Origin of the sequence: Halobacillus campisalis (assembly GCF_030345335.1) — a bacterium.
Taxonomy (GTDB): Bacteria; Bacillota; Bacilli; order Bacillales; family Halobacillaceae; genus Halobacillus_A; species Halobacillus_A campisalis.
Genome location: NZ_JAPVRC010000005.1, coordinates 1 through 12,657 on the forward strand (window position 1 = coordinate 1; position 12,657 = coordinate 12,657).

Annotated in this window: 17 protein-coding genes; 8 read left to right on the plus strand and 9 right to left on the minus strand. The window is 41.5% G+C overall.

All coding sequences use genetic code 11. The features are described 5' to 3' along the window. Positions 1 to 442: 442 nt before the first annotated feature. From O2Q26_RS11455 to O2Q26_RS11475, 5 genes are all read right to left on the minus strand, one after another. Positions 443 to 721 (minus strand): YesK family protein, encoded by a 279-nt coding sequence (locus O2Q26_RS11455; RefSeq protein WP_253935467.1) that lies wholly within the window; start codon positions 719 to 721, stop codon positions 443 to 445. Between the two features lie 453 nt (positions 722 to 1,174). Continuing rightward, the gene (locus tag O2Q26_RS11460) at positions 1,175 to 1,459 is read right to left on the minus strand and encodes a hypothetical protein (RefSeq protein WP_289216034.1); all 285 of its coding nucleotides are present in this window, start codon (positions 1,457 to 1,459) and stop codon (positions 1,175 to 1,177) included. Between the two features lie 18 nt (positions 1,460 to 1,477). After that, complete coding sequence (gene dnaB, locus O2Q26_RS11465; protein ID WP_289216035.1) at positions 1,478 to 2,764, minus strand: replicative DNA helicase; 1,287 nt, start codon at positions 2,762 to 2,764, stop codon at positions 1,478 to 1,480. Further along, positions 2,761 to 3,087, minus strand: a complete 327-nt coding sequence (locus O2Q26_RS11470) for a replicative helicase loader/inhibitor (RefSeq protein ID WP_289216036.1) — start codon at positions 3,085 to 3,087, stop codon at positions 2,761 to 2,763. Before O2Q26_RS11470 ends, dnaB begins: the two co-directional genes overlap by 4 nt. After that, positions 3,084 to 3,809: a DnaD domain protein gene (locus O2Q26_RS11475; protein ID WP_289216037.1), complete on the minus strand. Its 726-nt coding sequence runs from the start codon at positions 3,807 to 3,809 to the stop codon at positions 3,084 to 3,086. Before O2Q26_RS11475 ends, O2Q26_RS11470 begins: the two co-directional genes overlap by 4 nt. A 628-nt stretch (positions 3,810 to 4,437) precedes the next feature. Between O2Q26_RS11475 and O2Q26_RS19065 the strand changes: the two genes are divergently transcribed. Together O2Q26_RS19065 and O2Q26_RS11480 are read left to right on the plus strand one after the other, a co-directional pair. Next, entirely contained in the window at positions 4,438 to 4,572 is a 135-nt protein-coding gene (locus O2Q26_RS19065) for an aspartyl-phosphate phosphatase Spo0E family protein (protein WP_352232244.1), read from the plus strand. 101 nt (positions 4,573 to 4,673) lie between these two features. Continuing rightward, on the plus strand, positions 4,674 to 4,901 hold the full coding sequence (locus O2Q26_RS11480; protein WP_289216038.1) for a hypothetical protein: 228 nt from the start codon (positions 4,674 to 4,676) through the stop codon (positions 4,899 to 4,901). Positions 4,902 to 5,443: 542 nt separating this feature from the next. Here the strand turns inward: O2Q26_RS11480 and O2Q26_RS11485 are convergent. After that, positions 5,444 to 5,599 carry an aspartyl-phosphate phosphatase Spo0E family protein gene (locus O2Q26_RS11485; RefSeq protein WP_289216039.1) on the minus strand — a complete coding sequence of 52 codons (156 nt, stop codon included), beginning with the start codon at positions 5,597 to 5,599 and terminating at the stop codon, positions 5,444 to 5,446. Between the two features lie 639 nt (positions 5,600 to 6,238). Here O2Q26_RS11485 and O2Q26_RS11490 point away from each other — a divergent pair. The 3 genes from O2Q26_RS11490 to O2Q26_RS11500 all read left to right on the plus strand — a co-directional run bounded on the left by O2Q26_RS11490 (position 6,239) and on the right by O2Q26_RS11500 (position 8,570). After that, positions 6,239 to 6,883 carry a glycosyltransferase gene (locus O2Q26_RS11490; RefSeq protein WP_289216040.1) on the plus strand — a complete coding sequence of 215 codons (645 nt, stop codon included), beginning with the start codon at positions 6,239 to 6,241 and terminating at the stop codon, positions 6,881 to 6,883. Between the two features lie 298 nt (positions 6,884 to 7,181). Continuing rightward, positions 7,182 to 7,355 (plus strand): hypothetical protein, encoded by a 174-nt coding sequence (locus O2Q26_RS11495; protein ID WP_289216041.1) that lies wholly within the window; start codon positions 7,182 to 7,184, stop codon positions 7,353 to 7,355. A gap of 345 nt (positions 7,356 to 7,700) precedes the next feature. After that, positions 7,701 to 8,570 carry a plastocyanin/azurin family copper-binding protein gene (locus tag O2Q26_RS11500; RefSeq protein ID WP_289216042.1) on the plus strand — a complete coding sequence of 290 codons (870 nt, stop codon included), beginning with the start codon at positions 7,701 to 7,703 and terminating at the stop codon, positions 8,568 to 8,570. 135 nt (positions 8,571 to 8,705) lie between these two features. Here the strand turns inward: O2Q26_RS11500 and O2Q26_RS11505 are convergent, their stop codons facing one another. After that, a complete protein-coding gene (locus tag O2Q26_RS11505; RefSeq protein ID WP_289216043.1) occupies positions 8,706 to 9,065 on the minus strand; it encodes a hypothetical protein in 360 nt (119 codons plus the stop codon). Between the two features lie 558 nt (positions 9,066 to 9,623). Between O2Q26_RS11505 and O2Q26_RS11510 the strand changes: the two genes are divergently transcribed. From O2Q26_RS11510 to O2Q26_RS11520, 3 genes are all read left to right on the plus strand, one after another. Next, the gene (locus O2Q26_RS11510) at positions 9,624 to 9,899 is read left to right on the plus strand and encodes a helix-turn-helix domain-containing protein (protein ID WP_289216044.1); all 276 of its coding nucleotides are present in this window, start codon (positions 9,624 to 9,626) and stop codon (positions 9,897 to 9,899) included. Between the two features lie 149 nt (positions 9,900 to 10,048). Beyond that, on the plus strand, positions 10,049 to 10,234 hold the full coding sequence (locus tag O2Q26_RS11515; protein ID WP_289216045.1) for a hypothetical protein: 186 nt from the start codon (positions 10,049 to 10,051) through the stop codon (positions 10,232 to 10,234). Between the two features lie 475 nt (positions 10,235 to 10,709). After that, entirely contained in the window at positions 10,710 to 10,904 is a 195-nt protein-coding gene (locus tag O2Q26_RS11520) for a hypothetical protein (RefSeq protein WP_289216046.1), read from the plus strand. Positions 10,905 to 11,186: 282 nt separating this feature from the next. Here O2Q26_RS11520 and O2Q26_RS11525 read toward each other — a convergent pair whose 3' ends face one another. Next, the gene (locus O2Q26_RS11525) at positions 11,187 to 12,584 is read right to left on the minus strand and encodes a YifB family Mg chelatase-like AAA ATPase (protein WP_352232239.1); all 1,398 of its coding nucleotides are present in this window, start codon (positions 12,582 to 12,584) and stop codon (positions 11,187 to 11,189) included. Continuing rightward, positions 12,541 to 12,645, minus strand: coding sequence for a magnesium chelatase domain-containing protein (locus O2Q26_RS19135; protein ID WP_390215933.1), 105 nt, complete (start codon positions 12,643 to 12,645; stop codon positions 12,541 to 12,543). Before O2Q26_RS19135 ends, O2Q26_RS11525 begins: the two co-directional genes overlap by 44 nt. Positions 12,646 to 12,657 lie beyond the last annotated feature (12 nt).

The following is a 12,657-nucleotide window of genomic DNA, read 5'->3' on the forward strand; positions in this document are numbered from 1 at the left end:
TTTTTCTTGTTCTATTCTCTTCTTCCGTTAGCACAATAAACGATGTCCACTATCACCTACACCGTTTCTTATAACTCTACTACATATACGATAAATACCTGCAATAGTTTCAAAACGCCTAACATCTCGAATTCAAATCTTCCACAATCCTGCAATCCTGCCCTAAACATTTAAAAAAAGAGCAACTCCTTTGTTTCAGAATTGCCCCAGATACACTAAGAATTGAATTCAAGATAATTAGTTTTTTTCAAAATTATATTAAACCCAAAATTTCAGTCTTTAATAATGTGAAGTACATTATAAGAGTAAACACTATATCACAAATTGTTACTTTATAAGCGTTAGGGTTGTGTGCATAACTTACATTCCATAAACCGCTCTCCCCATTTAAGAAACAGCAACAAAGAAAATAAGTATATACTACGGACTTTACTAGATAAGCCTAATTCCTTATTGTATTTAGTTTTACTTTTACCCCCATTGCAAATGACGCAAGAGCAAAAATGATTAAAAAGAAACAAAGAATGCCATAAGCTGCACCTTCAAAACCCCTAATGTTCACAAAGCCGTGATAAAAGAGAATGGCAGCAATTATTGTTAAAAAGCATCCAGGTAACATCCTGACAAATAAGGAAAAACCCTTTTTACTGAACCACCAAGTAAGCGTCAATACAATTATCCCTGGTATTAAAGACACTAATAAAGGTCCATAAAGCATCATAAGAACACCCCCTTTTAATTAGATTTTGCCAGATAATATTGGTTTTCCTAAAGAAAATTAAGTACCCCTACATTACAAAAGTTCAATAATCTTTCTCATTCTCCACCGAAAGAATCCTCTCATATTACAAATACGATACCAATCCAATTTAGTTTCAAAACGCCTAATATCTCGATACTGAGTCTTCCACTAACCTGCCCTTATCTGTAAGACTCAGTTTCGAGATAACATTCCTTTCATATTCATTCACTTCCGAAATAGCGATTCATCATATGACGATTCTTCTTCATTGTCGTCGCCGGATTCTCCTTCTGAAAATAACGGGAGGCCCCCCTTATTATTACTTAATTTCATCCACTACTTGTGTGGCTATAGGTTCTTTCTTAAAGTCTTTCACACAACCAATCACCACTGTGGCTATGAACCGCAGTAGTGATTAGATCCCCAAAAAAACTACCCCACCCGCGAAACCATCTCAAACACAGCCGGACGAGACTGATCCCCTGGCGTATACTTGATATACCCCTTCTCCACCAACTGCTTCCGCGCCCGCTTATACGAACTCAAAGGCAGCCGGGACTTCAAACGAATCACCTCACCAGGTACCGCGAACTCTTTCTTCCATCCCCTCCTGCTGTTGATTTGCATCAGCGTGAACCATAATAACCCCGCTGATGAAGACAATTTATCCATATCCACCTGATCATGAAAAGCTTCCAATTCTTTCATATAATCCATGTTTACCTTCCTCCTCTATCATGAAATGTTACTTTCCACAGTCTTGGTTCTACTGACAAACTTCCCATACTCCTTCATGAACCTCAGCCCGACATTCCCTACTGGACCATTTCGCTGCTTGCTGATTAAAAATTCCACCTCGTCCTTTTTGCCGCCCGTCCAATTGTAGTAATCATCTCTGTATAAAAAGGCAACCATATCGGCATCTTGTTCGATGTTGCCGGACTCGCGCAGGTCGGATAGGAGCGGGCGTTTGTCTTTGCGCTGCTCGACGTTGCGGGAGAGCTGGGATAGGAGAATGATGGGGACTTTCAGTTCAAGGGCGAGCTGTTTCAGTTCGCGGGTCATGGCTCCGATTTCGAGGTCGCGGCGTTCGTGGCGGCCGGGAGAGGTCATGAGCTGCAGGTAATCGATGATGATCATCGGTTTCGTGTGTTTGTCTTTTCGCATCGAATGACGCACGCGGGCGCGCACCTCGGCGACGGTTGTATCGCGTTCGTGAAGGTGGAGCTGCCACAGCGACATGTCGCCCATTGTTTGCATGCACCGTTCAAACTCGCTGTGGGAAAAACACCCCTTCTGCCATTTTTGCCCATGGATTTCCGCTTCGCAGGACAGCATGCGCTTCAACAGGGCTTTGCGTCCCATTTCCAGGCTGAAAATATGGACGCGGCCGCCCTGCTTGCAGTGATGTCCCGCGAGGTTGAGGGCGAACGCGGTTTTCCCCATCGACGGCCGTCCCGCTAAAATGATCAAGTCGCCGGCTTGTGTGCCTCCGGTCATGCTGTCCACGTCGCTGTATCCGGTAGCGAAACCGGTCAGTCCGTCGGCAGGCGGGTGGAGCATGTCGCGCGCAATTTCCAGGAGCGTGTCATAGACGGTCGGCTCCTCCAGGACCATGCCTTCCTCGCGATACGTCTCCAGCCGGCTCATCATCAAATCCAGTGCTTCTTCGCTCGGATTACTGGCGTACTGAATTGCCTGCTCCTTCGTTTTACGGTTGCGGTACGCATCGAGAATGAGCCGCTGATGATGCTTAATGTTGGCGGTCGTCGGAACCGACTGGGCCATGCCGCTTAAATAGCTGACCCCGCCGACTTCGTTGATATTTTTTTGCAGCTCGGTCGTTACGGTCACCAGGTTGACCGGTTCACCCGCCTGATCAATTTTACAGACGGCCTCGTAAATCAATTGGTGGCGGCGGTCGTTGAAATGATCCGCACGTAACGTCACGTCCTTTACGACCTCCTCTTCCAATAAAATCGATCCAATCACGGACTGCTCGGCTTCTCTGTTATACATCATGACGACACCTTCCTGACGAGTTCTTCAAACATTTCTTCAAAGCGCTGCTTCACTTCTTCCGGCACCTTGGCCGCTTCCTCTTCCCACTGCTTCACCTGTTCTAAGTTCTCATTTTGTTCCGGCAGATGATGTGCAATGTCCGCAATCGTCGGAGGGAATGGATAAGCCGAGGCATGATTGAACAGTTTCCCCATTACCCCGTCAAATTCCATCTCCTCCAGCCGCGGAATAAGAAAGTGCACCCTCCTTTTCGTAAGCTTGAACTTTCCTGGATAGAGCTCCTCCATCGTTTCCAATACTTCTACCGCTTCTTCATACGTCATGCGTGACGCTCCCTTCTATATTCTTCAAACATTCGTTTAACGACTGATTTACGATCGTCCTTCTTATTCGACGGTGTCTTGGCCATCCGCTCCACATCAACGAGCGATTTCACCCCAGCTTTTTCCCACCGTTTCAAAATTCCTTCACAGTAGTGAAAAAATAACTTGTTGTGCTGCCCTGCAATTCTCATCGATTCCATGACGAGCTCATCGGAGAGCTGTTCACACCAATCGGTAATCTTCTCCGCAATAAAAGGATTCAGCACGCCGAAGTTCTCTTCGTAAAAAGTATGAGGCTGCATACGCGCGCCACCTCCTTCTTCTTTTCCTTTCACTTCTTTTCTTTTACATAATGCCTCCGGGCTGACCCCCGGCTTATCCACCAGCATGTCCTTCACCTCAAGCTGCTCTGTATCCTCCACATCAACCACGCCAGCTTCTTTCACCTGGGAAATCATCTGGTACGTCGGAGCCTGATGGCGCCTGCCCGCCTCGAACAAAATATACCCCTTCTCCGCTAACTCTTTACGCGCCCGGAGAAACGCGCTCTCGCTTAAAGCCGACTTCACTAAGATCGACGACGTCGGAACGGTAAACTCTTCCTTCCACCCCGTCTTGTTGTTGAACTGAATCAGCACATACCACAGCATCGAAGCCGACAGCGAAAGAGAATTCAAATCCTTCTCATCAAAAAATGCATTGATCTCTTTCAAATAGTTCACATGAACCACCTCCTTTTGTTTTTGCTTCTTTTACCCTGTTCATAGTCATAATCGAAAGAAGGGCCGGGTGAGGTGTCATGAATTTTATATTTTTTTGAAAAACTTTAAAAAAAGGTGAAAACGTGTGCTCCTGACCATGATCACACGAAAGAAATTCACCGGTTACCAGGTGAATTTCTAATTTACACTCTATGATTAATGGCCATTAGACTTAGCAGATTGCAGCGAGCATATGGAATAGAAAAGCGATCTTAATCACCGGACTTTCATAAGAAAGACACCTTCAAAAAGGATCACAGCTTTGAAGGTGTTTAATGAAGTACCAATATATTAGTCGCAAGGGGTCGCTTTGTAAAACGGCTTATAAAATATAGTTAGATCTATACAGAACTCAAAAGTGTTGTTTCTGTTTGCTTCCGGTATTGAATCAATTCAAGTAATGCGGCTTAAATTGATAGTCGGGGGGTTTTTGATGGAATTCTATTTCAATAACATTCGCTTTCCTACTATAGCGTACCGGGGGGAATGACCAAAGTTTGTTATTTTTAACAATCTCTAAATTATTAATGGTATAATCAATTTAAATTAAGGGGGAAATTTCATCCAAAACAAGCAGCTCGAACTACGAATAGAAATGGCCCGGCTAGAATTGTACCAAGATTATCAAGAAGGCAAAAGCGATGAAGAGGTAATTGAAATTTCCCAGAAATTAGATAAGTTATTAAATCAATATATTCAATATAATAAGAATTTTCCAGAATAAGATTGTTCCCACCTATATCGGGTATATGAATTATACTTATATAATTCCGACAAATTTTTCGGTTATTTGCTAATTCATTAATATGAATGAGGAGGGTTGGTATGGATCATCATAAAAGTTCTATTTATGAAGAATTCTCTAACGAACAGCTGGTAGGTTTTTATTTGTTCATCCTCACGAATATCTATTCAAAAAATGTATCATCTGCCATGTTTACTGAGATTGTTTTATTAGAAGAGGTTGCAGCTAAGCGTGGATTAGAATTGAACCACCTTAAAAACGTGTGGAGAACCAAAGAAAATTACCCCGTACTAGTAACCGTGGGTTAATGGAATACTCTATCACAACGTAGTTAACTTTTAACCCTCGCCTCTCGCATTCTTTCCCTCATTTGATTCATGTAGTTTACAGATTCATTCCGTTTAATTTCCGAATTCCCTTAATGCACAAATGGACTCTAAACTTATGTTCATACATATAGCTTTAAATTCAGATGTTACATTTCATTCTATCGTTTACATGCCCCTCCTATCTTTATCGATACTCCCAACCATAAGGCATCAGAATTAACGTAACAGCATCTATACGACTCCACTCTTCTGCAGATTATTGCATAAAAAGCCTGATTCCCACTGCCAGAAGTGCAGTGATGGATTCAGGCTTTTATAATTTTCATCTAAATGATGCTGCGCTATCCTTTAGTTCTCGAACGTATCGGGGGACTGTCCCCAGCAAAACCAAAAAACCCAATACCTTTTAAGTATTGGGTTATCATAAAAAAATAACCTTATTTCTCAAAAAGAAAACCGAGTCGGAAACTAGAACTGAACATCTTCAGACTAATAAAAAAACTAACAAAGAATAACTTTAATTATTCTTTAGAATCTTTTTTATTCTTCACGGCAAGTTCCAGTTCATTTAAAAGCTTATCCAGCGCTTGGGAAATAACTAGTATTTGTGAGTCATAAGGGTTATTTTCATACGCTTGATACATTTTTTTTCTTAACACTTCAATTTGCTCATTCAAACTATTGATTTGTGACAGTCTTCATCCCCCCGCAAGCATCTGCAAGGCATTGATGAAGAAGTGATTAAATTATTTTACTGTGCAACTAAACCAAAATTATCAACTGGTTAAACTTTTAAATTAACCTTGATTCAATTAACCTTCTCAGTCTTAATCATCTAACACAACTAAATCACTCAAACAGATACTTCATGTTAAATGCTGAGACAGCCTATAAATAAGGAACTTATTAGCTTAATAGATGGTAAAGCTTTTTAGTTTCAATAGTATACTCGGTTTTCATACAAATACTATTCCCATTAATTTTTACCCTATATCCCCCTATATAAACCAAAGTTTTGAAATCACACCATTATTTTACCTGTAATAAAAACTTTTTACCCATAAGAAAAAACACCTTCAAAAAAGACTTTGAAGGTGTTTAATTTAGTTTCACTTTATTAGGTCACAGGGTTTAGTTCTCGTATTATTGAAGTGCCTCATCCCATTTGGGCACAACCCAGCTTAATGTTACGGTTCACTGAAGGCATTGAACAGCCTTCGTTGCGTAAAAAGCATTACTTATTGATTTTAACGAATGAAAAAAATCGATATAGCAATAATATGAAGGTACTTTTTATTCGGGAAGGAGGAAGTTGAATGAACAAATTATTGTTTAAGGTAGTCACTTTGTTATTACTGCTAAGCATGCTGCCTGGGTTAGTTAGTGCCAATGATAATACGCCGGAGCAAAGTAGTAGTCCATCAGAGGTAGAATTCGAAAATGAATTCAGGAGACTTTGGATTGATCATGTTTTATGGACAAGCAATTATATTACAAGTGCAACAACAGCAGGAGCGGAGGATCAGGAGCAAGTGCTGACAAGGCTTCTGAAAAATCAGGAGGATATCGGGAATGCGGTGAAGCCGATATACGGTGAGGAAGCTGGGAATAAACTTACAGATTTGCTTAAGGAGCATATTGCGATTGCTGGCCAAATTGTAGATGCAGCTAAAAACAATAACGAAGACATGGTAAATCAGCTAAACAAGGAATGGGATAGAAATGCTGATGACATAGCAGCTTTTCTTAGTGAGGCCAACCCTAACTTGGAAAATGAAGAATTAAAAAAGCTGCTGTATATGCATTTGGAATTGGTCACAGATGATTTAATGGCAAGCTTAGAAAAAGATTGGGAAGCAAGAATCATTGCGATTGATGAAGGGGTCACCCATATCATCGTCATGGCAAATGCTATCTCTGAAGGAATTGTAAAACAGTTTCCAGAGAAGTTTGACCAATGATTTACAGAAGCTCCAGCCTTGTGCTGAAGCTTTTTTCATTTTTGACAAAAGAATGCGAGTAAACAGTTCAAACTATATCTGACAAATTGTTCCGATTAAGGACTGCCGCCTATCTGGCTTTTTTACCGTTTCTCTATTAAACCATTCAATTCCTTTTAACGATAAAGTGACGGTAAATAAATCCCGCTTTGCACGCAGGAACACATAAATAGACCTTCATACTTGCAATACCGGGATAATAATTATACTATAAAGCAATCCTTTCAAAGGATAGTATATCAAGGGAGAGTATAAGCGAATGCCAACGTTTATAGCAAATGATTATTTAGTAAAAGACGGAAAAGTCGTTTCCCCGGGACATGAAATCGAAATTACCGAGGAGCAGGCGACTAAATTAGAGGATAAAGTTAAAGACGCATCCCATTCTTTCTACACTACAAAGGAAGAAGACGGAAGCCAACCCTCTAAATAAATTACAAATGGAAACAAGGAAACCTAATGAAGGTTCCTTGTTTCCATTTTTTCATCTTACTGTTCGGAACGTTTTAATCCATCATGTCCACCAACTATATCCCCCTCCACACACGCCCCTCTGCATTCACAGCTAGAGCCTGCCACGTAAAAGCGAAGAGTTTTGACGGGGCGATGGTGTACATACCTCGTTCACATCAATCGTCCGATCCTGGTTTCCTCTCTGTCTTACCAGCTCCCTCCCTTGACTTACGAGCGAATGACGATCCGTTAAAAGAAGGCGGGCATTCCTATACACAGCCTTGCATAGAGTATGTATGGACAAGTCAATAAGGAGGAACGCTGCATGTTGGAGCACATTTCATTATCTCTGTTGTTGATTTTTACATTTTTTGGTGTCCTTTTTATCACAGGCCATCATATGAAACTCTGTGAGTCCATACCCCAGATGACAAGCATGGTCATTGCAATGGCATTATCTATGAGTTTCGGTTTATTTACTGGGTATATTGCCGGAGTTTTATTCAGTGGAGACTTATTTTTTTCTACTAGTCTAGGCATGATCGTGGGAATAACCATTGGCTTCTTGTCAGGGCTGCCTGCAGGGTTACTTACAGTCATCGAAGGGGTGTTCTCTGGGATGATGGGCGGGATGATGGGTGCCATGCTTGGAGAAATGATCAATTCATCTGATCAGGAGCTTCTGTTAAAAATATTATTCTTTATATGCTTTTCCACTATTTTATTATTACTTGGATTAATACAGGCTCAGACAAATAGGAAGAGAAATTTCACTAACCCACTGTTGACCATCGTGCTTTATGGAGTTGTTTTCATTTCCATCAATTCCTTAAGCCCATTTTTCCCTAGTCATACTGTCCCTTCCCCTGTAAACAAGGAGATCGTTGTGGAAGCCGGGGATTTCAGTTTCACCCCGAGTGATGTAACTATAGGGGTCGGTGAGAAGGTAGACTTATCGTTAGTAAACAGAGGTAAACACGAGCACGACTTAGAAATTATCAATCTTTCCACCAGCGACATGACTGCTGGTGAACATTCACATGACAGCTCAAACCAAAATGTTCACTTACATACCAAAGTCGGTAAACGTCAGACGGTCTCTTTCGTAGCTGCTGAACCCGGCACTTACCAATTTATATGCACTCTCTCTGGTCATAAGGAAGCTGGCATGTTCGGCACCTTTAAAGTGATGTAATCATAATAAACAGTACCCCCTCCTTTGGGACGGGGGTACTGCTTTTTGACGCACTAATTGTTAGGATCCCTGGGTACTTCTCGTTTAAAAGAAGGTCTACATCCGTTTCAATTGTGATTTTTCAATACAACAAACCTACATGAATAATTCAATAAAAGCCCAGCCTGCTGCAAAAAAGACGCCTGTGTATAAGGAAAGGTAAATCATCAATTTCTTCTTTGCTGTTTTCTGTAACTCTATATACTCTTGATACGTCAGTTGACCTTGAGCAAATTTCAACCCATTTTCACTTGGTTCTACTTCATAAAGACGTCCATCATTTCCTTTTAATACGATTTTTTCGATCAGCTTGAACGAGTCAGGTTCTTCTGCTGTTAAATCTACGATTTCATTTCCCATGCAAATGAGCTTAACCGGCAAGTAAATCGAATAAGAGCTTATTTTTTCAAACATGTGATAGGCTTGCATCTCAAATGTATGATCGGAAACGCACATAGTTCTCACCTCGTATCATTTTATTTACTGATTCCCGACTTGGTGAACGCAGTCTTTCTATTAGCGTGTTAACCACTTGTTAATGGAAAGGAAGTGATAAGCTCCCCTTCCGCTTTCCTCAGTATTTCTAACGTACCACGATTCGTAATGTTTTCTATTATAGAGTAATCTTTTGGTTTTGCGTAGTCGAGTCCCCTACAAGAAACGTACTGTTTGTTATTAACATTATACGTTTTATCTCCAGAGATAGATACAGGTCAAATTTTCAAAAGCAAAGTTCATTAATTCGCTAGTTTCTTGATAAGCGATTGCTTAAGCTTCGCTCTTCATCCTTATCACAATAACTCCCATACCTTCACGTTCTGCCAGTGTAGCTAATGTTGTTCCAGATTGATCCACATAGCCGGTTTGGCACCCTGTCACATCTGTATGATTCGAATCAAGCGCAACAGGGGTCAGAAAAAAATAATTTGAAATTTCCACTTTAAATTACATTATATGTAAATATATCACCCTCAGTTTGTGGTCGGAACAGCCCTTGCATATGAAAATTTAACTATGAAAGAAAAACACATTGAAGACGCAGCAAAAGCCTTCGGCACACAATTACGCAATCTCCGTTTAGAGGTCGACCTCTCGCAGGAAGAACTCGCCTTTAGAACCGGCGTGTCGCCAAACCATATTGGTTACATCGAACGAGCAGAAAGAAATCCAAAATTGGACCTCATCAACAAAATCGCTTTCGCTCTGCGCGTCCAGCCTGCCACCTTATTTACAACCATAGAAGTACCAAGCGATCTAGATGAGCACGGGGAACGACCAACAGGTCAATAAAAACGTTGGTGACAAGAATTCTAAGGCAATTATGTAGAGAGGAGAGTAAGAAACCTAGTATATTGTAAGAAGAAGTACATAAGGCAGCACTCTGAATTAGGAGGTTTTGAGCGCTGCCTTACAACTAAATCAATTGGAGGAATTAAATTATGGATTACATCTTAAAACACACAGAACTTGAAGATGACGGACACAGGAGCATACATATCCTAGACGTAAAGAAAGAACAAGCCCTCATTTACTACCCAGAAGAAATTTCACATGTGGATCATCAGCTTAAAGAGTTTCTATTCACAAAATTAAAAGACATTAACGAAGGCCATTATGATACTTGATTAGTAAGAACTTCTCATTGGATCTTTTATAAGCTTGATGATCATCTACGAAAATGATGGATGACACGGTCACGCTTTATCCACCAACCTCTTGCATATTCCTCTAGATAAACCACATCGCATACACTGCAAGTAACTTCTCCAAACAGATACAACCTAACTGATTGATAACCCCTATATTATATATAACTTCCAATCCCTGAGTTTACCTTGTACCTGCAACCGAAGAAGTGAGTTCATCACGCCACTCTCACACTGATCTTTTCTTACCTAATAAAATGATACATACAGGAAGAAAAGAGCCAGTGGTTGCAAAAGTGTTACTTCTATCAAGCGGAAACTGTTCTATTCGTTTAAGAAGTTACAGGCACCAGGTGAGAAAACATGTACAAGTATAAGGGGATATCAAAGACACACCTATTTGTAAAAATCAAAATCTAGTAATCAGAATGAAGACAGAGAGGAAACAAGAGAAATGTTCAACGATCGTAAAGAAATACTCTGCATATACATTGAGCGAAAGCCCGTGATGATTGAAATCATCACAGCTAAGAAATATATTGTACTGGCCGATTTCAATGATCGATCCTATAAAGTGGAAGCTGCAGATAAAGGTGTAGCTTTGCGGGAAATGGTGAAGATGTTGAAAGAGGATTATATTATTCAATAGTCGGTCAATAAATAAATCCTGGTTACACTGGATGTGGTTAAAAAATAGCGTATCTCCAATAAAATTCATTGTGGATACGCTATTTTTTCCGCTCTAATGTACTGAGGATCTGACATCAACTCTAGTAAGTGTAAAATACAAAGACTCAACATCCGCATTTAATTCTGTACTTTCAATCATAAGCATAAAGCCGCTTGCGACTTCAATTTCTGTTTTAGTTTGGTCTAAGAGGACGCAATTCTCGGTTACAATAAGTTGAAAATGAGTAGACATTCCTTTGACTTATATTGAACTTGAAAGTGTAGTTCCCGTCTGCTTTCGGTATTGAATCGCTTCAAGCAATGCGGCTTCGGAAATCGAATCAGACCCATCAAGGTCAGCAATCGTTCTTGCTGTCCTGATAATATTGACCTGGACACGGTTACTCCAATGATGGACCATGCTTTTTTCCTGAAGAAGGTGCTGAAGTGGAGGAGATAAGGGGGAGGTAAGCGAGAGTTCTTCGAGAGAAACAATCGAGTTAGTCACAGGACGGCTGAAACGCTGGTATTGATTGTTTCTAGCTTTCGTGACTATATCTTTTCGTTCAGCAGAAGTCATTGATTTTTCCGCTGGGGTGAGCGATAAATCAATAGGGCGCAGCTCGAGATGGATGTCCATCCGATCGAGAATCGGACCGGATAATCGCTGTTGATAGGCATGAACTTGTTTCGGTGTGCAGATGCAGTACTTTTTCGTCGATCGGTAGTGGCCGCAGGGACAGGGGTTTGTGGCGCCGATCATGATAAACCTGGCTGGAAAAGTGACCGTTCCACTTACGCGGCTGATGGTCACTTTTCCTGCTTCAAGCGGCTGTCTTAACATATCTAACGTTTTCTTCGGAAATTCGGCCATCTCATCAAGAAAAAGCACACCGCCGTGTGCAAGAGACACCTCTCCTGGTTTTGGAACGGTACCGCCGCCAATCAAAGATACGGAAGAAGCGGAATGATGGGGGTGACGATAAGGAGGCAAAGGAGTGAGAGCTCTCGTTTCATGAGCTAATTGATACAGACTGAAGCTGTCGACCATCGTTTCTTCTGTCATGTCCGGGATGATCGAGGGAAAAGCTGCAGCAAGCATACTCTTTCCGCATCCAGGCGGACCACTTAACAGCACATGATGCCCGCCAGCTGCAGCTACCATTAACGCACGCTTAGGAATGTCATGCCCGATAATGTCCGAAAAATCGGTCAGCGCTTGAGAAACACGGGGAGTTTCCATGACGACAGGGGGAGATTCTGCAAAAGGAAGCAGCGATTGACCACTTAGATGATCGATGACATCTTGCAGGTGTTGAACGGGTACAAGGAAGTCCTTGTCTTTTAGTGTAGCTGCTCCTTTCATATCGCTTGGGACATAAAGTGTTTCATAGCCCATTCGCTTCGCCTGCATAGCTGCTGCCAGCATTCCTTCCGTTTCATGTACCGAACCATCTAAAGACAAAGCACCGATAAATGCCGTGCTTTTTGGAATGTCGCAAGTGAGCTGCCCCGTCTCTTTTAATACGGCAATCGCCATAGCAAGATCAGCCATCGGACCGCTTTTTTTCTGTTCGGCTGGTGAAAACAGCACAATCAAGTGCCGTCCGGAAATATCAAGCCCCACGGATTCGATCTTTTGATTCCTTAATCGATGCATCCGGCAATCCTATGACAGAGATTTGTTCGATGCCATCCAGCGACTGAACCTCTACTCTCATCTCGTAGCCTTC